Source organism: Streptomyces sp. NPDC055955 (assembly GCF_042270245.1).
Taxonomy (GTDB): Bacteria; Actinomycetota; Actinomycetes; order Streptomycetales; family Streptomycetaceae; genus Streptomyces.
Map to the genome: position 1 here is coordinate 62,301 of NZ_JBHJYS010000011.1, position 19,617 is coordinate 81,917.

Annotated in this window: 16 protein-coding genes; 11 read left to right on the forward strand and 5 right to left on the reverse strand. The window is 72.0% G+C overall.

Going from position 1 to position 19,617, the window contains the following annotated elements; all coding sequences use genetic code 11:
• Positions 1-24 precede the first annotated feature (24 nt).
• Positions 25-222, reverse strand: coding sequence for a helix-turn-helix transcriptional regulator (locus tag ACFC96_RS22595; protein WP_376256366.1), 198 nt, complete (start codon positions 220-222; stop codon positions 25-27).
• A 267-nt stretch (positions 223-489) separates the two neighbouring features.
• Positions 490-1,392, reverse strand: a complete 903-nt coding sequence (locus ACFC96_RS22600; protein ID WP_376256365.1) for a sugar phosphate isomerase/epimerase family protein — start codon at positions 1,390-1,392, stop codon at positions 490-492.
• A 142-nt stretch (positions 1,393-1,534) separates the two neighbouring features.
• On the opposite strand from ACFC96_RS22600, the gene iolC reads away from it, so the two are divergent.
• The 6 genes from iolC (at position 1,535) to ACFC96_RS22630 (ending at position 9,615) form a co-directional block, all read left to right on the forward strand.
• Entirely contained in the window at positions 1,535-2,503 is a 969-nt protein-coding gene (gene iolC, locus ACFC96_RS22605; protein WP_376613813.1) for a 5-dehydro-2-deoxygluconokinase, read from the forward strand.
• Complete coding sequence (locus ACFC96_RS22610; protein ID WP_376613815.1) at positions 2,500-3,453, forward strand: deoxyribose-phosphate aldolase; 954 nt, start codon at positions 2,500-2,502, stop codon at positions 3,451-3,453. Before iolC ends, ACFC96_RS22610 begins: the two co-directional genes overlap by 4 nt.
• 30 nt (positions 3,454-3,483) lie before the next feature.
• Entirely contained in the window at positions 3,484-4,293 is an 810-nt protein-coding gene (gene iolB / locus ACFC96_RS22615; protein WP_376256836.1) for a 5-deoxy-glucuronate isomerase, read from the forward strand.
• Positions 4,290-6,158 carry a 3D-(3,5/4)-trihydroxycyclohexane-1,2-dione acylhydrolase (decyclizing) gene (gene iolD / locus ACFC96_RS22620; protein WP_376613817.1) on the forward strand — a complete coding sequence of 623 codons (1,869 nt, stop codon included), beginning with the start codon at positions 4,290-4,292 and terminating at the stop codon, positions 6,156-6,158. The genes iolB and iolD overlap by 4 nt, the downstream gene beginning before the upstream one ends.
• 79 nt (positions 6,159-6,237) lie before the next feature.
• Positions 6,238-7,749: a CoA-acylating methylmalonate-semialdehyde dehydrogenase gene (mmsA, locus tag ACFC96_RS22625; RefSeq protein WP_376613819.1), complete on the forward strand. Its 1,512-nt coding sequence runs from the start codon at positions 6,238-6,240 to the stop codon at positions 7,747-7,749.
• A gap of 447 nt (positions 7,750-8,196) precedes the next feature.
• A complete protein-coding gene (locus tag ACFC96_RS22630; protein WP_376256355.1) occupies positions 8,197-9,615 on the forward strand; it encodes an APC family permease in 1,419 nt (472 codons plus the stop codon).
• Here ACFC96_RS22630 and ACFC96_RS22635 read toward each other — a convergent pair.
• Positions 9,521-9,880 carry a GNAT family N-acetyltransferase gene (locus ACFC96_RS22635; RefSeq protein WP_376613987.1) on the reverse strand — a complete coding sequence of 120 codons (360 nt, stop codon included), beginning with the start codon at positions 9,878-9,880 and terminating at the stop codon, positions 9,521-9,523. The two genes, ACFC96_RS22630 and ACFC96_RS22635, sit on opposite strands and share 95 nt — an antisense overlap.
• A gap of 317 nt (positions 9,881-10,197) precedes the next feature.
• On the opposite strand from ACFC96_RS22635, the gene ACFC96_RS22640 reads away from it, so the two are divergent.
• From ACFC96_RS22640 to ACFC96_RS22660, 5 genes are all read left to right on the forward strand, one after another.
• Positions 10,198-12,984: an alpha/beta fold hydrolase gene (locus ACFC96_RS22640; RefSeq protein WP_376613820.1), complete on the forward strand. Its 2,787-nt coding sequence runs from the start codon at positions 10,198-10,200 to the stop codon at positions 12,982-12,984.
• Complete coding sequence (locus ACFC96_RS22645; protein WP_376613822.1) at positions 12,981-13,844, forward strand: ABC transporter permease; 864 nt, start codon at positions 12,981-12,983, stop codon at positions 13,842-13,844. Before ACFC96_RS22640 ends, ACFC96_RS22645 begins: the two co-directional genes overlap by 4 nt.
• 150 nt (positions 13,845-13,994) lie before the next feature.
• Positions 13,995-15,620 carry a von Willebrand factor type A domain-containing protein gene (locus tag ACFC96_RS22650; protein ID WP_376613824.1) on the forward strand — a complete coding sequence of 542 codons (1,626 nt, stop codon included), beginning with the start codon at positions 13,995-13,997 and terminating at the stop codon, positions 15,618-15,620.
• 287 nt (positions 15,621-15,907) lie between these two features.
• Positions 15,908-16,048 (forward strand): hypothetical protein, encoded by a 141-nt coding sequence (locus tag ACFC96_RS22655; RefSeq protein ID WP_376256347.1) that lies wholly within the window; start codon positions 15,908-15,910, stop codon positions 16,046-16,048.
• Between the two features lie 115 nt (positions 16,049-16,163).
• Positions 16,164-17,900 carry an ABC transporter ATP-binding protein gene (locus tag ACFC96_RS22660; RefSeq protein WP_376613826.1) on the forward strand — a complete coding sequence of 579 codons (1,737 nt, stop codon included), beginning with the start codon at positions 16,164-16,166 and terminating at the stop codon, positions 17,898-17,900.
• A gap of 116 nt (positions 17,901-18,016) precedes the next feature.
• Here ACFC96_RS22660 and ACFC96_RS22665 read toward each other — a convergent pair whose 3' ends face one another.
• Both ACFC96_RS22665 and ACFC96_RS22670 read right to left on the reverse strand, forming a co-directional pair.
• A complete protein-coding gene (locus ACFC96_RS22665; RefSeq protein ID WP_376256343.1) occupies positions 18,017-18,985 on the reverse strand; it encodes an aldo/keto reductase family oxidoreductase in 969 nt (322 codons plus the stop codon).
• Between the two features lie 22 nt (positions 18,986-19,007).
• Positions 19,008-19,484, reverse strand: a complete 477-nt coding sequence (locus ACFC96_RS22670) for an SCP2 sterol-binding domain-containing protein (RefSeq protein ID WP_376613828.1) — start codon at positions 19,482-19,484, stop codon at positions 19,008-19,010.
• Positions 19,485-19,617 lie beyond the last annotated feature (133 nt).

Here is a 19,617-nt window from a genome sequence, read left to right on the forward strand (position 1 = left end):
GGGCGCCCGTGCGACGGAGGGCGGTCACTGTTTGAGGCCGCGGTTGCGGGGGCGGGAGGCGACCCAGGCGCGGACGGTGTCCGCGTACCAGTACGGCTTTCCCGACTCCACGTGGTCGGGCGGGGGCAGGAGACCGTGCTTGCGGTACGAGCGCACGGTGTCCGGCCGTACCCGGATGTGCGCGGCGATGTCCTTGTACGACCAGAGCCTTCGGTCGGTCATCTGTGGCTCCTTGCTGCGGGTGCCGCAGCGGCGGCTCGGGGTGGCCGTCGGGGGCTTGCGGCGCGAACGCTGGCGATCAGTCAGCCTGTGCCCGGACAACGACCCGCCCGGAGCGGAGGCGTGGGGCTGTCGACGGGGTGTGACGCAAGACCCGCGTATACGGGACATGTGTGACAGGAAAGTGGTGTTTGTGACGCGAGTGACGCATGGGCGGCGCAAGGAAGGCGCGTACGCGGGCGTGACCGTGCGTCCGGTGGCGCCGTCCTCCTACACCCCGCACGACCTCAGATAGCCCCTGGTGCGACGGGCGACGGGCAGCGGACGGTCCGGCTCGCACGGGTACATGTCCTGCTCGACGATCGCGAAGAGATCGACGTCCAGGCGCTGCGCGGCCGCGATGACGGGCTCCAACGCGGGCTCCCCGGACGGGGGTTCGCACATCACCCCGCGCGCCACGGCGGGCCCGAACGGGACCCCGCCCGCGCGGACCTCGGCGAGCACGGCCGGGTCGACCTGCTTGAGGTGGAGGTAGCCGATGCGCTCGCCGTACGTCTCGATGAGCTTGACGCTGTCGCCGCCGCAGTACGCGTAGTGGCCCGTGTCGAGGCAGAGGGAGACGAGGTCCTGGTCCGTGGAGTCGAGGAAGCGGGCGACGTTCTCCTCCGAGTCGATGTGCGTGTCGGCGTGCGGGTGGACGACGGTCCGCAGGCCGTACCGCTCGCGGACCTCGTGGGCGAGCCGCTCGGTCTGGGTGGTCAGGTCGCGCCACTGCGCCGCCGTGAGCGAGGAATCCTCTATGACCTCGCCCGTCTTGTCGTCGCGCCAGAACGCGGGGATGACGACGAGATGCCCGGCGCCGGTGGCGCGCGTGAGGTCGGCGATGGCCGAGACGTGCTCCCACGTCGCGTCCCAGACGCCGGGGCCGCGGTGCAGGCCCGTGAAGACCGTGCCGGCGGAGACCTTCAGACCGCGCCGCCCCGTCTCCTCGGCGAGCACGTCCGGGTCCGTGGGCAGATAGCCGTACGGGCCGAGCTCGATCCACTCGTAGCCCGCCTCGGCAACCTCGTCGAGAAAGCGCCGCCAGGGGACCTGGCGGGGGTCGTCGGGGAACCACACGCCCCAGGAGTCGGGTGCCGAGCCGATGCGGATACGGGGTGACATCGTCGTCATGCAACCAGCCTTCAGGGCGCCGGAGACGAGTGTCAAGACGTGGTCCGAATGTCCGGACAAAATGTTGACAGGGTCTTGAGGCAGGGCTAGACCTGAGCCTGAGACCGCCGAAGGGGCGCGCGCCCCGCCGAAGGGAATCCGTATGCAGCCCAGCCCCGGCGAGCCGTACGACCTGATCACCATGGGCCGGATCGGTGTGGACCTCTATCCGTTGCAGACGGGCGTGCCGCTGGCGGAGGTGGACACGTTCGGCAAGTTCCTGGGCGGATCGTCGTCGAACGTCGCGGTGGCGGCGGCCCGGCTCGGCTGCCGCACGGCGACGGTCACCCGCACCGGGGCGGACCCCTTCGGGGAGTATCTGCACCGCCAACTGCGGGAGTTCGGCGTCGACGACCGCTGGGTCACCCCCGTGCCGGGCCTGCCGACGCCCGTCACGTTCTGCGAGGTCTTCCCGCCGGACGACTTCCCCCTCTACTTCTACCGCCGCCCCAAGGCGCCCGACCTGGAGATCCACACCGCCGAACTCGACCTGGACGCCATCGGGGCGGCCCGGGTCTTCTGGATGACGGGGACCGGGCTGAGCGAGGAGCCCAGCCGCTCGGCGACCCTGGCCGCGCTGGCGCACCGGGCGAGGGCGGGCATCACCGTCTTCGACCTCGACTGGCGGCCGATGTTCTGGCCGGACCCGGGCGCGGCCCGCCCCTTCTACGCCGAGGCGCTGCGCCATGCGACCGTCGCCGTCGGCAACGTCGACGAGGTCGAGATCGCCACCGGTGAGCGCGAACCGGGGGCGGCGGCAAGGGCGTTGCTCGCCGCCGGAGTGCGCCTCGCCGTCGTCAAACAGGGCCCCAAGGGCGTACTCGCCATGGCCGCGGACGGCAGTTGCGCCGAGGTGCCGCCGCTGCCGGTCGACGTCCTGAACGGGCTCGGCGCGGGCGACGCGTTCGGTGGCGCCCTGTGCCACGGACTGCTCGCCGACTGGGAGCTGGAGGACGTCATGCGGTACGCGAACGCGGCGGGCGCGATCGTCGCGTCCCGCCTGGAGTGCTCGTCGGCGATGCCGACCCGCGACGAGGTTGAGGCCGCGCTCACGGCGGGAGAGGTCCGATGACCCGGGCGGGCCGGGTCGGCGGGAGCGGCCCGGGGCACGTACTCGCCCGAGGCGGCCGGGACTTCGGCGTCGATCCCCTGAAGCTCGTGCGGCTGCGGGCCCACCACCCCGAGGCCGTCGCCGAGGCGGCGGCCCGGCGGCCGCGCAGGCCGCTGATCGCGCACGAGGCCGGGCGCCTCCTGATCGTCGCCGCCGACCACCCCGCGCGCGGCGCCCTCGCCGTGGGGGAGCGGCCCTTCGCCATGGCCGACCGCGCCGACCTCCTCGGACGGCTCTGCCTCGCCCTGTCGCGGCCCGGCGTCGACGGGGTCCTCGCCGCCGCCGACATCCTCGACGACCTGCTTCTGCTCGGTGCGCTCGACGGCAAGGTCGTCCTCGGCTCGATGAACCGCGGCGGGCTCGCCGGGGCCTCCTTCGAACTCGACGACCGGTTCACCGGACACCGGCCCGCGGACCTGCGCCGGCTGCGGTTCGACGCCGGCAAGCTGCTCCTTCGCATCGACTACGACGACCCGGGATCGCTGCGCACCATGGAATCCGCGGCCCGCGCGGTCGACGAGATGGCCGAGCTGCGCCTGCCCGTGTTCGTCGAGCCGTTCCTGTGCCGTCGCGACCCGGCGAGCGGGACCCTGCGCAGCGACCTCGGCGCCGAGGCCGTCACCACGTCCATCGCCATCGCCTCCGGCCTCGGCGGCAGTTCCGCGTACACCTGGCTCAAGGTGCCCGTCACCGACCACCCCGACGACATGGCGCGCGTCATGGCGACGTCGACGCTGCCCGCGGTGCTGCTCGGCGGCGACGTGGGTGACGACCAGGACGCGGCGTACGAGAAGTGGCGGCACGCGCTCCAACTGCCCACCGTGCAGGGCCTGGTGGTGGGGCGCTCGCTGCTCTACCCGGCCGACGGCGATGTGGCGGCCGCGGTCGACAGTGCCGCGTCGCTGCTGTAGGAGGGGACGGTGACCGACGACAGGGACCTCATGAACCCGTACCTGCCCCGGGGGAGCGCCGCCGACGGGCCGTACGCGCTGGCCGTCGGCCCGGAGCGGGCCGGCTGGTCCCGCGCGGGGCTGCGAGTGATCGAACTGGGACCCGGACAAACCCACGATCTGGACACCGGTGCGAGTGAATGGATCGTGCTGCCCCTGACAGGTGGTTGCACGGTGCGCACGGGAGGCCGGATCATCGAACTGCTGGGCCGGGAGAGCGTGTTCGGCGGGGTCAGCGACTTCGCATACGTGCCCCGCGACGCCCATGCGCAGATCGCCTCCGGTGCGGGAGGCCGCTTCGCCCTGGCAGGAGCGAAGTGCGAGCGTCAGCTCCCCGCCCGCTACGGCCCCGCGCCGGAGGTTCCCGTCGAGCACCGTGGCTTTGGCACCAGCGCCCGCCAGGTCCGCAACTTCGCGTCCGCCGACGCCTTCGAGTGCGACCAGCTCATCGCCGTCGAAGTGATCACGCCCGGCGGGAACTGGTCCTCGTATCCGCCCCACAAGCACGACGAGCACCGGCCGGGAGTCGAGACCGAGCTGGAGGAGATCTACTACTTCGAGATCGAGGGGCCCGGCGGGTACGGGTACCAGCGCGTCTCGCCGTCCAGGCCCGGCGGCACCGACCTGCTCGCCGAGGTCCGTACGGGCGACGCCGTCCTCGTTCCCGACGGGTGGCACGGCCCGTCGATCGCGCAGCCGGGACACACGATGTACTACCTGAACGTGATGGCGGGACCGGGCGAGGAGCGGGAGTGGCGGATCTGCTTCCACCCCGATCACCTGACGGAGGGATACCGATGACGCGGCTCACCACAGCACAGGCCCTCGTGCGGTTCCTGTCCCGGCAGTACACCGAGCGCGACGGCGAGCGGCACCGCCTGATCGACGCGACCTGGGGCATCTTCGGGCACGGGAACGTCGCCGGGATCGGCCAGGCGCTCCTGGAGTACGCCGACGACATGCCCTACCACCAGGGCCGCAACGAGCAGGCCATGGTGCACGCGGCCGTCGGCTTCGCCCGGCAGAGCGGCCGGCTCGCCGCGCAGGCCGTGACCACGTCCATCGGGCCCGGCGCCACCAACCTCGTCACCGGCGCCGCCCTCGCCACCGTCAACCACCTGCCCGTCCTGCTGCTGCCCGGTGACACCTTCGCGACCCGGCCCGCCGACCCCGTGCTCCAGCAGCTCGAAGTCCCCTACGCGGGCGACGTGTCGGTCAACGACTGCCTGCGCCCCGTCTCCCGGTACTTCGACCGGATCACCCGGCCCGAGGCCCTGATCCCCGCGGCCCTCGCCGCGATGCGCGTCCTCGCCGACCCGGTCGACACGGGCGCGGTCACCCTCGCGCTGCCGCAGGACGTGCAGGCCGAGGCGTACGACTGGCCCGACGCCTTCTTCGACGAGCGGGTCTGGGCCGTGCGCAGGCCCGCGCCCGACCCGCGCGAGCTGGACGAGGCCGTCCGCGCGGTGCGCGCCGCGCGCAGGCCGTTGCTCGTCGCGGGCGGCGGCGTGCATCACAGCCGCGCCGAGGAGACGCTGAAGGAGTTCGCCGACGCGACCGGGATCCCCGTCGCGTCCACCCAGGCCGGCAAGGGCTCCCTGCGCTGGGACCACCCCTCGGACGTCGGCGGCATCGGACACACCGGCACCGCGACCGCGAACGAACTCGCCCGCACCGCCGACCTCGTCATCGGTGTGGGCACCCGCTACACCGACTTCACGACCGCGTCCGGCACCCTCTTCGGCTCCGGCCGCGTGCGCTTCCTCAACCTCAACATCGCGGCCTTCGACAGCCACAAGATGGCCGCCCTGCCGCTGGTCGCGGACGCCCGCACCGGCCTGGAGGAGCTCACGGCCGGGCTCCGCGGCCACCGCGCGGAGCCCTCGTACGTCATGGAGTACACCGACGACAAGGAGCGCTGGGAGTACCGCGTCGACGCCTGCTTCACAGCCGACGACGACCTGGCGCACCCCACCCAGCCCCAGGTGCTCGGCGCCCTCGACGAACTCGTCACCGAGGACGACATCCTGATCAACGCGGCCGGATCGCTCCCCGGTGACCTGCACAAACTGTGGCGGGCCCGGTCCCGCGACCAGTACCACGTCGAGTACGGCTACTCCTGCATGGGCTACGAGATCCCGGCCGCGATCGGGGTCGCGCTCGCCGCGCCGGGCCGGCCTGTGTGGGCGCTCGTCGGCGACGGCACGTATCTGATGATGCCGACCGAGATCGTCACCGCCGTCCAGGAGAACATCCCGGTCAAAGTGGTGCTCCTGCAGAACCACGGGTACGCGTCCATCGGCGGGCTCTCGGCCTCCGTGGGCGGCGAGGGGTTCGGTACGGGCTACCGCTTCCCGGCCGCCGACGGCACGTACACGGGCGCCCCGCTGCCCGTGGACCTGGCGGCGAACGCGGCCAGCCTCGGCATGACGGTGCTGCGCGCGAAAACCGTCCGTGATCTGCGAGAAGCCCTCGCGGCGGCGCGTGCGGCGGACGGTCCCACATGTGTCTACGTGGAGACCGAAACGGCAGACACAGTGTCGGGCGCGCCCCCCGCGCAGGCGTGGTGGGATGTGCCCGTGGCCGAGACAGCGACCCGACCGTCGGCGGTCAAGGCCCGCGAGGAGTACGACCGGCACGTCACCGCTCGGCGCCGCCGGCTGTGAAAGCGCGCGGAACACGCGGAACGCGCAGAACGCGCGCAACACCCGAAACACCCGTAGGACCCCAAAGGAGCTTGCCCTCATGACGACCGACGTCAAGACCGTCAACCACTGGATCGGCGGGAAGACCGTCGAGGGTGTCTCGGGCAATTTCGGCCCGGTCACCGACCCCGCGACCGGCGCTGTCACGACGCAGGTCGCCTTCGCCGACGTCGACGAGGTCGACGCCGCGGTCGCCTCGGCCAAGGCCGCGTACGCGACGTGGGGCACCTCGTCCCTCGCCAAGCGCACCGCGATCCTCTTCAAGTTCCGCGCGCTGCTCGACGCCAACCGCGACGCGATCGCCGAGCTGATCACCGCCGAGCACGGCAAGGTCCACTCGGACGCGCTCGGCGAGGTCGCCCGCGGCCTGGAGATCGTGGACCTGGCCTGCGGCATCACCGTGCAGCTGAAGGGCGAGCTGTCCACCGAGGTCGCCTCGCGCGTCGACGTGTCGTCGATCCGCCAGCCGCTCGGCGTCGTCGCCGGCATCACGCCGTTCAACTTCCCGGCCATGGTGCCGATGTGGATGTTCCCGCTCGCCATCGCGTGCGGCAACACCTTCGTGCTGAAGCCGTCGGAGAAGGACCCGTCGGCGTCCATGAAGATCGCGGAGCTGCTCTCCGAGGCCGGTCTGCCCGACGGCGTCTTCAACGTCGTGCACGGTGACAAGGTCGCCGTGGACCGCCTCCTGGAGCACCCGGACGTCGCGGCCGTCTCCTTCGTGGGCTCGACCCCGATCGCCCGCCACATCCACACCACGGCCTCGGCCAACGGCAAGCGCGTGCAGGCGCTCGGCGGCGCCAAGAACCACATGCTGGTCCTGCCCGACGCAGACCTCGACGCCGCCGCCGACGCCGCGGTCTCCGCCGCGTACGGCTCCGCGGGCGAGCGCTGCATGGCCATCTCCGCCGTCGTGGCCGTGGGCTCCGTCGCCGACGAGCTCGTCGCGAAGATCAAGGACCGCGCCGAGAAGATCAAGATCGGTCCCGGCAACGACCCGACCTCGGAGATGGGCCCGCTCATCACCGCGGCGCACCGCGACAAGGTGGCGTCCTACGTCACCGGCGCCGCGGCCGAGGGCTGCGAGGTCGTCCTCGACGGCACCGGCCTGCGCGTAGAGGGCCACGAGAACGGCCACTGGATCGGCCTCTCCCTGCTCGACCGCGTCCCCACGACCGCCAAGGCCTACCAGGACGAGATCTTCGGCCCGGTGCTCTGCGTGCTGCGCGTCGACACGTACGAGGAGGGCGTGGCGCTCATGAACGCCTCGCCGTTCGGCAACGGCACCGCGATCTTCACCCGCGACGGCGGCGCCGCCCGCCGCTTCCAGCTGGAGATCGAGGCGGGCATGGTCGGCGTGAACGTGCCGATCCCGGTGCCGGTGGGCTACCACTCCTTCGGTGGCTGGAAGGACTCGCTCTTCGGCGACCACCACATCTACGGCAACGACGGCACGCACTTCTACACCCGCGGCAAGGTCGTCACGACGCGCTGGCCCGACCCGTCCGACGCCCCCGCGGGCGTCGACTTGGGCTTCCCGCGCAACCACTGAGGTCCCGGCAGTACGAGGTGCCCCGGCCGCCGCACGGCGCGTCCGGGGCACTTCTGTAGGGGTCCGGGGCGCCGGGAGGGTGTCCGGAGTGCGGACAAATTCCGACGGACTTCGGAGCGGGGGCTGCGGTTCCCGTACGTAGGGGATGTATCGGGTGTCCCAGACGACATCGCCTGTTCACCTGGGAAAGCAAGGTCATTAATCCGGGATGCCTGATGGAATGCACTTGCTGCGGCGAACCGTCTTGGAAGTGGCCGTAGTTAGAGCACGTGCCCGGTGCGAAATCCGCAGCTGAACGGCCGTTGACGTTCCGGATTTCGCACGGTGCAATGACGCGCCGGGAGCGGACGAACAACCCCCCATCGCGACAGCCCTTCGGAGGCGATAGCGCTCCCGGCCCGAGTATCAGAAACATCTGCCGCACGAGTCGATCGGAACCGCTCCCCCATGTCCGACACGCTTCGCACAAGCCCCACGACCGTCACCGAGGAGCCCCTCGCGCCCCTCGGCAACACGGCCAGTCCCCAGAAGCTCAAGCGTTCCATCGGCGTCGTCGGCGGCACCCTGCTCACGCTCTCGTGCGTGACACCCGCCTCCACGCTCTTCGTGGTCGTCCCCGACCTGTTCTCCTCGCTCGGCACCGCCACCGCGCTCACCATCGCGATCGGCTCGCTGCTCTGCATAGCCGTCGCGTTCTGCTACTCGGAGCTGGGCACCCTCATCCCCAGCGCGGGCGGCGAGTACGCCATGGTGTCGACACTCGCGGGCCGCCTCGCCGGCTGGCTCGTCTTCGTGCTCTCGCTGCTGGTCGTCATGATCGTGCCGCCCGTCATCGCGATGGGCACCGCGGACTACCTCGCCCCGCTCGTGCACCTGCCCGCCGCCGGCGCCGGCGCGGGCGTCATGCTCCTCGCCACCCTCGCGGGCCTGCTCGACCTGCGCGCCAACGCCTGGATCACCGGCATCTTCCTCGTCCTCGAGGTCATCGCCGCCGGAGTCGTCGCCGTCCTCGGCTTCGCCCACTCCGAGCGCGGCGCCGGCTCCCTCGTCGACCTGCACGTCTCCGGGGCGGGCGGTCACACCGACACCGTCACCGCGATGCTGATCATCTCCGGGCTCGCCATCGCCCTCTTCATCACGCAGGGCTTCTCGACCGCGGTCTACCTCTCCGAGGAGCTGGAGAACCCGCGCCGCAACGTGGCCCGCACGGTGCTCGCGACCCTCGCCATCTCCACCGTGGTCATCCTGGTGCCGGTCGCCGCCATCACCATGGGCGCCCCCGACCTCGCCGCCCTCAGCAGCGGCGACATCAGCGGCATGGTCGAGGCCTGGTCCAACTCCGCCGTCGGCACGTTCGTCAGCCTCTGCGTGGCCCTCGCGATCATCAACGCGGGTATCGTCATGGTCATCCAGAACTCCCGCGTCCTGTTCGCCTCCGCCCGCGACAAGTCCTGGCCCGAGCCGGTCAACAACGCGCTCTCCAAGCTCGGCCGCTTCGGCTCCCCGTGGGTCGCGACCCTCGTCGTGGGCGTGCCCGGCGCGGCGCTCTGCTTCGTCAACCTCGACACCCTGTACGGCGTGACCGGCGTCTCCGTCACCGGCATGTACCTCCTGGTCGCCGTCGCCGCGCTGCTCGCCCGCCGCGGCTCCCACCGCGACCAGCCGGCCTGGCGCATGCCGCTGTGGCCCGCGGTGCCGGTGCTCCTGATCGCCGTACTCGCCTACATCCTCAGCCAGCAGGAGGTCTCCTACCTCCTGTGGACCGGCGGCATCACCGCCGCGGCCACCCTCTACTGGGCGCTCTACCTGCGGCCGCGCAAGGACACCCGCTGGCTGGTGTCGATCCCCGAGGACGAGCAGGCCTGAGCCTCGGCGCCGCCCGGGGCGGCGCCCGGACGAACGACCGCTCGACGACGGCGCACCCACCGCCGTCCCGGCCGCCCGCGCCGCGATACGTCGCGAGCGCGGGCGCGTTGTCCGTGTCCACGCCGCCCCACATCCCGTGACAGCCCCGCTCCCTGGCCGGCGCCTCGACCAGGGAACGGCCGATGCCGCGGCGCCGGTACGCCTCGGCCACCGACAGCTCGTACAGGAACATCTCCACCCCCTTGTCCGGGTGGATCGTCTCCATCCCGCTGACGAAGCCCACGGGCGCGTCGTCCTCGTCAGGCCAGGAAGAGACGGTGGCCCGGGGTCCGAAGGAAACGGGCCGACCGCCCCCACTGCCTGAAGGGCGTGGGGGTACCCCCAGGCAGGGCGGGCCCGTCGAACAGAGGCCCGGCGGCGGTCGGTTCGTCGACGGTGCGCGCACGGCGGATGCCGGATTTCTGCCTGACGCTTCGTACCGCGAGCGGTGTACGCGGGGGCGGGACCCTACTCCCCAGGGAGGTCCGCCGGTTCACCCCGGGGGTTGCCCCCGTTGTCGGCGGTCGCCCGTACCGTTGACGCATGGATCTACGACTGACCGGTCCGCGGGCCAGGCCGCAGCGGTGGGCGGCCGCCGCCGCTGCCGTCGTGGTGCTCGCCGGCGCAGGCACGTGGACGGCCGCGGCCGCCTCGGAGGACGCGCCCCCCGTGCAGCGCCGCGACGCGGTGATGGACATGGGCGGAGCCAGAATCGACACGTCGTACTTCACGACGCCCGGTTCCGAGCGCCGCCCCGCCGTCCTGCTCGCCCATGGCTTCGGCGCCAGCAAGGACGAGCTGCGCGCCCAGGCGGAGGGCCTCGCCCGCGACGGATACGCCGTGCTGACCTGGTCGGCGCGCGGCTTCGGCCGCTCCACGGGCAAGATCGGGCTCAACGACCCGAAGGGCGAGGTCGCCGACGCGTCCAGGCTCATCGACTGGCTGGCGAGGCGGCCCGAGGTGCAGCTCGACATGAAGGGCGACCCGCGCGTCGGCGTCACCGGCGCCTCGTACGGCGGAGCGGTCTCGCTCCTCGCCGCCGGGTACGACGACCGGGTCGACGCGATCGCCCCGCAGATCACGTACTGGAACCTCGCCGACGCACTGTTCCCCCAAGGCGTCTACAAGAAGCTCTGGGCCGGGCTCTTCATCAACACCGGCGGCGGCTGCGACCGCTTCGAGCCGCAGCTGTGCCGCATGTACGAGCGCGTCGCCGAGGCCGGGAAGCCGGACGCCGCGGCGCGCAAGCTGCTGGAGGAGCGCTCGCCGATCGCCGTCGGCAAGCACATCAAGGTGCCCACGCTCCTGATGCAGGGCCAGACCGACTCCCTGTTCCCCCTCGGCCAGGCCGACGCGGCCGCCAAGGCGATCCGGGCCAACGGCGCGCCTGTCGACGTCGACTGGATCGCGGGCGGCCACGACGGCGGCGACCGCGAGACAGGGCGCGTCGACGCCCGCGTCGACTCCTGGTTCGACCGCTATCTGAAGGACGACAAGGCCGCCGACACCGGCCCCGCCTTCCGCGTCACCCGCACCGGAGGCATCGACTCCACCGACGGCGCCGCCCAGCTGCGCGGCGCGAGCAGCGACACGTACCCGGGCCTCGAGAACGACCCGCGGCGCGTGCCGCTCACCGGGCGCGAGCAGCGCGTCGACAACCCCGCGGGGGCCAGCCCGCCCGCCATCTCGAACCTGCCGGGGTTCGGGGGCGGGGGCGGCGGCGGCCTCGGCCAGCTCTCCTCCCTGGGCGTCGGCCTCTCCCTCGACTTCCCCGGGCAGTTCGCCCAGTTCGAGTCGGCGCCCCTGCGCGACGACCTGCACGTCACCGGGTCCCCGACGGTGACGGTGCACGTCGCGTCCGACAGCGACGACGCCGTCCTGTTCGGCAAGGTGTACGACGTCGCGCCCGGCGGCGGGTCCCAGCCGGTCCTGCCCTCCCAACTCACCTCGCCCGTACGGGTGGTGGGCTCCGGGACCGGCGGCGGCAAGGACGTCACGCTCACGCTCCCCGCCATCGACCACGAAGTGCAGAAGGGCCACCGGCTGCGCCTCGTCCTGTCCTCCACGGACCTCGGCTACGCGTCCCCGACGCACCCCGCCACGTACACCGTCTCTCTCAAGAGCGACCTGTCCGTGCCCACCGCACCCGCCGTGCGCACGGCCGCCGCGCCGCTGCCCGCCTGGGTGTGGTGGCTGCCCCTCGCCGGCGTCCTCGGGGCGCTCGCCCTGCTGCTCACCGGACGCCGCCGCGAAAGCGCGGGAGCCCCCGACCCGGACCTCGCCGAAGTCCCGCTCCAGATCACCGACCTGAGCAAGAAGTACGCGAAGTCCGCCGACCGGTACGCGGTCCGTGACCTGTCCTTCCGCGTGGAGAAGGGCCAGGTCCTCGGCCTCCTCGGGCCGAACGGCGCGGGCAAGACCACGACCCTGCGCATGCTGATGGGCCTCATCGGGCCCGACGGCGGCGAGATCCGCGTCTTCGGGCACGCCGTCAGGCCGGGCGCGCCCGTCCTGTCGCGGGTCGGCGCGTTCGTCGAGGGCGCGGGCTTCCTGCCACACCTGTCCGGCCGGGAGAACCTGGAGCTGTACTGGGCGGCCACCGGCCGCCCCGCCGAGGACGCCCACCTGGAAGAGGCCCTGGAGATCGCCGGGCTCGGCGACGCCCTGGCCCGCGCCGTGCGGACCTACTCGCAGGGCATGCGCCAGCGGCTCGCCCTCGCGCAGGCCATGCTGGGCCTGCCCGATCTCCTCATCCTCGACGAGCCGACGAACGGCCTCGACCCTCCCCAGATCCGCGAGATGCGCGAGGTGATGATCCGGTACGCGGCCGCGGGCCGCACGGTCATCGTCTCCAGCCATCTCCTCGCCGAGGTCGAGCAGACCTGCACACAGCTGGTGGTCATGGACCGCGGCCGCCTGGTGCAGGCGGGACCGGTCGCCGACATCATCGGCTCCGGCGACACCCTCCTGGTCGGGCTCGCGGCGGACATCTCCGACGCGCTGGTGGAGAAGGTGGAGGCGCTGCCCGGCGTGGAGTCGGCGGCCCGCGCGGACAGCGGACTCCTGGTCCGGCTCGCCGCCCCGGCGCACGCGGGTGTACCGGCGGCGGTTCCGGAGATTCCCGCGGCGCTCGCCACGAAGAGCGCCCCGGCGGCACCCGAGGACCCGGCTCGGTCCGCGGTCCTCATGCCTCCCGCCGGCGACCGGGAGGCGGCCGCCGCCAGGCTCCTCGCCGAGCTGGTCCGGCTCGACGTGCCGGTCGCGTCGCTCGGCCCGCACCGCCGCCTCGAAGACGCGTTCCTGACCCTGATCGGAGGCGAAGCCGGATGACCGCGCTCGTCGAGTCCCCCGAGGTGGCGCCCGGATACCGCGCGCGCCGCACCCTGCCCCTGCGGGTCGAGGCCGTACGCCAGCTGATGCGGCGGCGCACGCTCGTCATGGGCGCCGTCCTCGCCCTGCTGCCGTTCGTCCTGGTCGTCGCGTTCGCCATCGGCGGCGACCCGGGCGCGCGCAACGGCCGGGTGACGCTGATGGACACGGCCACCGCGTCCGGCGCCAACTTCGCCGCGACATGCCTGTTCGTCTCGGCCGGGTTCCTGCTCGTGATCCCGGTGGCCCTGTTCTGCGGGGACACGGTCGCCTCCGAGGCCGGCTGGTCCAGCCTGCGCTACCTCCTCGCGGCGCCCGTGCCCCGCGCCCGCCTCCTGTGGAGCAAGCTCACCGTCGCGCTCGCCCTCAGTCTCGCCGCGATGGTCCTGCTGCCTGTCGTCGCCCTCGCGGTCGGCACGGCCGCGTACGGCTGGGGCCCGCTGGAGATCCCGACCGGCGGCGCGCTCACCGCGGGCACGGCGGCGCAGCGCCTGATCGTCGTGATCGCGTACATCTTCGTGTCCCAACTGGTCACCGCGGGGCTCGCGTTCTGGCTGTCGACGAAGACGGACGCGCCGCTCGGCGCCGTCGGCGGCGCGGTCGGGCTCACCATCGTGGGCAATGTGCTCGACGCGGTGACGGCGCTCGGCGACTGGCGCGACTTCCTGCCCGCGCACTGGCAGTTCGCGTGGGCGGACGCCATCCAGCCGCGCCCGGAGTGGGGCGGCATGATCCAGGGGACGGCCGTCTCGGTAACGTACGCCGTCATCCTGTTCGCCCTGGCCTTCCGGGGATTTCGCCGCAAGGACATCGTCTCGTAGGTCTCCGGAGGATCGCCCTCCGGTCTCGGCGGGCCCCCTTCGTAGCCGCATCGAGATTCATCCGCAACGCCATCGACTGCTCGTTCCGGCCGTCTCGGACGTCACATTCACGAGTGCTGACGCAGCGATCGGCGAACCGAGGGGGCACGGATGAGGCCTGACAGCGAGCACCGGACAGGGGACCGCGACGGTACGCGGGCATCGGCGCGGGCGCGAAGGCGGACACGCGCGCGGACACGGGCTCGGGCGGCCGGCCTGCTCGCGGCGGCGCTCGTGGGCGGGCTCCTCGTCACCGGGTGCGGCGGCGGGAGCGACGGCTCCTCGGCGGACCACGGCAAGGCGCGGCGCGCGGGCCCGCTGCCCGCGCCCGCCCCGGCGCGCCCGTCCGCACCCGCGACACCCGTACCGGGCACCGACGCCGACGGCGAGCAGCGCGACATCGCGCCGACCGGCACCCCGTCGCCGACGCCCGCGGACTATCTCTCCACGTTCGCCCTCGACGTCGACACCGCGTCCTACGGCTACGCCCGCCGCACCCTCGCCGACGGGCGCCTGCCCGACCCGAAGACCGTGCGGCCCGAGGAGTTCATCAACAGCTTCCGCCAGGACTACCCGCGACCGGAGGGCAACGGCTTCTCCGTGACGGCCGACGGGGCCCGCGCCGGCGCCGAGGGCTGGTCCTTCCTCCGCGTGGGCCTCGCCACCGGCCCGGCTTCCCCGGCGTCCCGGCGACCGCCCGCGGCGCTCACCTTCGTCATCGACGTCTCCGGCTCCATGTCCGAAACCGGCAGGCTCGACCTGGTCAAGCAGTCCCTCGGCGTCATGACCGACCGGCTGCGCCCCGACGACTCGCTCGCACTCGTCACCTTCAGCGACACGGCCGAGACGGTGCTGCCGATGACACGCGTCGGCGACGGCCGGGGACGGGTCCACGACGCGATCGACGGCCTGGAGCCCCGGTCCTCCACGAACCTCGACGCGGGCGTCCGCACCGGCTACGACACCGCCGTCGAGGGCGCGCGGCCCGGCGCCACCAACCGCGTCGTCCTCCTCTCCGACGCCCTCGCCAACACCGGTGAGACCGACGCCGACGCGATCCTCGACCGGATCTCCGACGCCCGCCGCGAGCACGGCATCACCCTGTTCGGCGTAGGAGTCGGCAGCGAGTACGGCGACGCCCTGATGGAGCGCCTCGCCGACAAGGGCGACGGCCACACGACGTACGTCTCCACCCCCGAGGAGGCCCGGAAGGTCTTCTGCGACGAGCTGCCGCAGAACATCGAACTGCGCGCCCGCGAGGCCAAGGCGCAGGTCGCCTTCGACCCGCAGACCGTGCAGCGGTTCCGGCTCATCGGCTACGACGACCGGCAGGTCGCCGACGACGACTACCGTAACGACCGCGTGGACGGCGGCGAGGTCGGTCCCGGCCACACCGTGACCGCGCTGTACGCGATACGGCTGCGCCCGGGCGCGAGCGGCCACGTCGCGACGGCGGGCGTGCGCTGGCTGGACCCCGACACGCGAGCCCCGCACGAGCAGACGACCCAGATCGAGGCGTCCGCGCTGGACACGGACGTATGGCGCGCGAACCGAGGCCTCCGGCTGACGGCCACGGCGGCCTATTTCGCGGACGCTCTGAGGCAGGGCGCACTGCCGGGAGCGCCCACGCTGCCCCAACTGGCGTCGCACGCGGACAAGTTGGCCCGCGCGGCGGAGGACAAGGACGTGCGGAAGCTCGCGGAAGCGATACGCAGGGCCGACGACCTGCGGACCTGAGGGCGGTCCTACCTGCTCCCGCAGATCGGGGAAGCTGTCATTTCGCCCTGTAATTTCTGAGTGAATATCGAGACGTAATCGTGGGTGCTCGAATGGGGTGGCGTAAATTCTGTGTGAATGGCTGTTCAGTTCCTGAAGGGTGATGAGAATTGAACTCAGACGTAACTGATCGAGTTCTCATCCCATTTGGTGATTCCGGGTCTTGGGGCCGCGTAATGTTTTCCGTGTCGAAGCCGAACAGGGCTTACGGCAAACGGAAAAGCGTCACCGAGAAAGGGACCACCCTCATGAGCTTCCACAAGGTCGCCCCCGTCAAGAAGACCCGCAAGCCCGGCGCGAAGCCGGCCGCCGCACACCAGCCGCTGCCCAAGCCGAAGCGGCAGCCCCGCCGCCGTCCGGTCGGCAACAAGGCCGGCAAGGACTGCTGAACCGTGCCGTCGAGGCGGGCCCCCGGCGTGTGCCGGGGGCCCGCCTCGGCCGTGTTCCCGGTTCGGACAGAGGGAGTTGAGAAAAACGGAGGATTCGGATGGGACGGGGGAATTGATGGAGCACAGAGGCACGGGTGCTCGTCAGGCGTTCCGGCGTTTCTGGCCTTTGACGCGTGGCGGCCGCAGATGGCTGGCCCTGATCATTGTCTGCGTCGTGGTCGCCGCGCTCGCCGAGACGGCCTCGATCCTGATTTTCGCGCATCTCACCGACCATGCGCTGGCCGCGGGGTCGCTCTCCGCGTTCTGGATGCCCGCCGCGCAGTGGCTCGGTGTCGCCGTGATCGGCGCCGCGGTCGGGTACGCCGGAAACTCGCTCGCTGTATGGACCGCGGAGCGGTTCGTCCGGAGGCTGCGCGCCGGCGTGTTCCGTCATGTGCAGGGGCTGCCCCCGCACTTCTTCCAGAAGCACCGGCAGGGCGACCTCGTCGAGCGGCTCACCGGTGATGTCGAGGCCATCGAACAGATGGTGGTGTCCGGCGTGGTCGGCACCGTTTCCGCGTCGTTCTCCACCGTCTTCTACGCGGCCGCTGCACTCTGGCTCCGCTGGGACCTCGCCCTCGTCACCTTCCTGCTCGCCCCTCTCTTCCTCGTCGCCGCCCGCCGCTTCGCGACCCGCATCAAGTCCGCGGCCCGTGACGAGCGCACCGCCGACGGCGCCATCACCTCGGTCGTCGAGGAGTCCCTCGGCAATGTCGTCCTCACCCAGGCCTACAACCTGCGCCGGGACGAGGAACGCCGGCTCGACCGGGAGGCCCGTGCGTGGATGCGCGCCTCCGTGCGCGGCGCCCGCGCGAGCGAGCTGTACGAGCAGTTCGTCGAGGTCGTCGAGACGCTGTGCGTGCTGGCCGTCATCGGATTCGGGGCCTGGGAGATCGCCGCGGGCCGCATGACGCTCGGTGATCTGCTCGCCTTCGCGGCCTTCATCGGCTACCTCTATCCGCCGGTCCGCACCCTCGGGCAGCTGGGCCTCACGCTCACCGCCGCCACGGCCGGAGCGGAACGGATCCAGGAGGTCCTGGACGCCGAGCCCGCGGTGACCGACCCCGTCTGCCCCCGGCCGGCCTGGCCCGTGCACGGCCGCATCAGCCTCGAGGGCGTCTCCTTCCGCTATCCGGACGCTTCCGCGCAGTCGCTGACAGACATGTCACTGACGGTCGAGCCCGGCGAACTCGTCCTGATCACAGGGGAAAGCGGAGCGGGCAAGTCGACCCTCTCCAAGCTGCTCCTGCGCTTCTACGACCCGACGGCGGGGACCGTACGCCTCGACGGGGTGCCGCTCACGGACGTACCGCTGGAGTTCCTCCGCGAGAACGTGGCCCTGCTGCCCCAGGAGACCCTGATCCTGCACGGCACCATCCGCGAGAACATCGCCTGCGGTCTCCGGGGCGCCGGCGAGCGGGAGATCCGGCAGGCCGCGCTGGACGCGGCCGCCCACGAGTTCATCACCGACCTGCCCGAGGGCTACGACACCCGGATCGCTCCGGGCACCGCCGCCCTCTCCGGCGGTCAGCTGCAGCGCATCGCGATCGCCCGCGCCATGCTGCGCGGAGCCCCCGTCCTCGTTCTCGACGAGCCGACCGCCGGACTCGACGCGCCGGCCGCGCGACGCGTGGTGCAGCCGCTGCGCCGGCTGATGGCAGGCCGTACGACCATCGTGATCACCCACGATCTGGGCCTGGCGCCGGAAGCGGACCGCATCCTCGTCGTGGACGGCGGCCGGCTCGTGGAGTGCGGTACGCACCGGGAACTCCTCGCCCGGGGCCGGGCGTACGCGCGGCTGCGCAGCGCCTAGGGCCTGTCGTCTGGATCATGCCGGGCTCGAGGGTCCGGCCTGCCGAACGAAAGCCCCCGGCCCCGGGGCATGCCCTTGCCTTCCCGACTGCCCCGCAGGCGCTGTGAAGGCATGCCCTAGGGGAGCGCCGCCCCCCGAGCCGTGACCCACAGCTCGTACCACTCCTCGTGGGTGAGGTCGGGGTCCCGGTGGGCGGCGTCGCGGCAGGCTCGGATGCGGGTGGGGTTCGCCGTACCGATGACCGGGGCGATGCGGGCCGGGTGGCGCTGGAGCCACCACAGGATGATCGTCTCCGGGGTGGTGTGCTTCTTCTCGGCCAGGGCGGTGACCAGCTGGGCCGTGGCGTATTCGGCGGGGGTCGCCTCGCGCCCGGTGTAGCTGCCCTGGGCGAGCGGGCCCCACGCCTGGAGGCGGATCCCGTGGGTGGCGCAGTGTTCCAGGGTGCCGGCAGGGAAGCCGTTCGCGGCGGCCGCGGGCGTGTTCACCAGGACCCCGGCCTCCACCCAGTCCCGGCTCTTCAGGCTCATCTCCAGCTGGTTGGCGACGAGCGGGAAGTCCAGGTGGGACTGGAGGTGGGCGATCTGGTGGGCGTTCATGTTGGAGACGCCGAAACTCCTGACGAGGCCCTGCTCCTGGAGCGAGGTGAGGGCCTTGGCCACGTCGCCCGGGTCGGCCAGCGGGTCGGGGCGGTGCAGCAGCAGGACGTCGACGTGATCGGTCCGCAGCCGGGTCAGGCTCTCCTCGACGCACCGCACGATGCGGGCGCCGCTCAGGTCGTACACCCCGGGGCGGTCCCCGTCGGCGAGGCGGATCCCGCACTTGGTCTGTACGGTGATGCGCTCGCGCAGCCCGGGCGTCCGGGCGAGCACCTCGCCGAACACGGCCTCGGCCTTCCCGTCGCGGTAGATGTCGGCGTGGTCGAACGCGGTGATTCCGCTGTCGAGGGCCGCCTGGACGGCGGCCTCGGCGGCGTCGATGTCGGCGGCCTTGTAGGGCGCGGAGTCCCAACTCCCGCCCAGCCCCATGCATCCGTAGATCAGCCGGTCCTGGTCGGTGTGCGCGTGCGCGTGCGGTGTCGTGGTCACCCCGGCAGCGTAGGCCCCGTCGTCACGGCTTGGGGATGTCGAAGTAGCGGTTGAGGCCCGCGGCGAGTGCGACATCGCCGGTGATCCTGACCTTGCGCATCATGAACATCATGACGGGGCTCTGATTGCCGGAGACCAGCTTCAGGAAGTCCGCGTCGCCCATGGCGAGCGTGACGCGCGGCGTGGTGTCCGAGCGGCCCTCGGTGACCGTGCAGGTCCCGTCCGCGATCTCCGTCTCGTAGACGGCCTCCGCCCGGTCCGCGCTCGTGACCTTCCAGCGGATGACCGCCCGGAGCGAGCCTGCGGCGTCCGGCTTGAACTGCCGCTCCATGCGCGCGAAGACCTCCTCGAGGATGCGGGCCCGCAGCTCGCCGTCCCGTGCGATCCGGTCGATCTCCTTGGCGGACAGACCCTTCACGATCTTCGCGAACTGCTCGGGCGTGACCGCCGAGAAGTCGAGGCCGGCAATTCCGTCGCGCGTGCTCGCACCCTCGCTCATGGAACCCTCCGTGTGCCGAAACTGCTTACCATTCAGTAAACTTACCAATCGGTAAGGTTACGGCCGCGATAGATGGGCTGACAAGCGTGACGGGTACAACGGGCGATCAGGGAGAAGGCCACGGGGGGCCCGG

What these genes read in the sequence shown, in the direction of transcription:
- ACFC96_RS22595 (WP_376256366.1), bottom strand. Translation starts at nt 222, where the DNA reads ATGACCGACCGAAGGCTCTGGTCGTACAAGGACATCGCCGCGCACATC.
- ACFC96_RS22600 (WP_376256365.1), bottom strand. Translation starts at nt 1,392, where the DNA reads ATGACGACGATGTCACCCCGTATCCGCATCGGCTCGGCACCCGACTCC.
- iolC (WP_376613813.1), top strand. Translation starts at nt 1,535, where the DNA reads ATGCAGCCCAGCCCCGGCGAGCCGTACGACCTGATCACCATGGGCCGG.
- ACFC96_RS22610 (WP_376613815.1), top strand. Translation starts at nt 2,500, where the DNA reads ATGACCCGGGCGGGCCGGGTCGGCGGGAGCGGCCCGGGGCACGTACTC.
- iolB (WP_376256836.1), top strand. Translation starts at nt 3,484, where the DNA reads ATGAACCCGTACCTGCCCCGGGGGAGCGCCGCCGACGGGCCGTACGCG.
- iolD (WP_376613817.1), top strand. Translation starts at nt 4,290, where the DNA reads ATGACGCGGCTCACCACAGCACAGGCCCTCGTGCGGTTCCTGTCCCGG.
- mmsA (WP_376613819.1), top strand. Translation starts at nt 6,238, where the DNA reads ATGACGACCGACGTCAAGACCGTCAACCACTGGATCGGCGGGAAGACC.
- ACFC96_RS22630 (WP_376256355.1), top strand. Translation starts at nt 8,197, where the DNA reads ATGTCCGACACGCTTCGCACAAGCCCCACGACCGTCACCGAGGAGCCC.
- ACFC96_RS22635 (WP_376613987.1), bottom strand. Translation starts at nt 9,880, where the DNA reads ATGGAGACGATCCACCCGGACAAGGGGGTGGAGATGTTCCTGTACGAG.
- ACFC96_RS22640 (WP_376613820.1), top strand. Translation starts at nt 10,198, where the DNA reads ATGGATCTACGACTGACCGGTCCGCGGGCCAGGCCGCAGCGGTGGGCG.
- ACFC96_RS22645 (WP_376613822.1), top strand. Translation starts at nt 12,981, where the DNA reads ATGACCGCGCTCGTCGAGTCCCCCGAGGTGGCGCCCGGATACCGCGCG.
- ACFC96_RS22650 (WP_376613824.1), top strand. Translation starts at nt 13,995, where the DNA reads ATGAGGCCTGACAGCGAGCACCGGACAGGGGACCGCGACGGTACGCGG.
- ACFC96_RS22655 (WP_376256347.1), top strand. Translation starts at nt 15,908, where the DNA reads ATGAGCTTCCACAAGGTCGCCCCCGTCAAGAAGACCCGCAAGCCCGGC.
- ACFC96_RS22660 (WP_376613826.1), top strand. Translation starts at nt 16,164, where the DNA reads ATGGAGCACAGAGGCACGGGTGCTCGTCAGGCGTTCCGGCGTTTCTGG.
- ACFC96_RS22670 (WP_376613828.1), bottom strand. Translation starts at nt 19,484, where the DNA reads ATGAGCGAGGGTGCGAGCACGCGCGACGGAATTGCCGGCCTCGACTTC.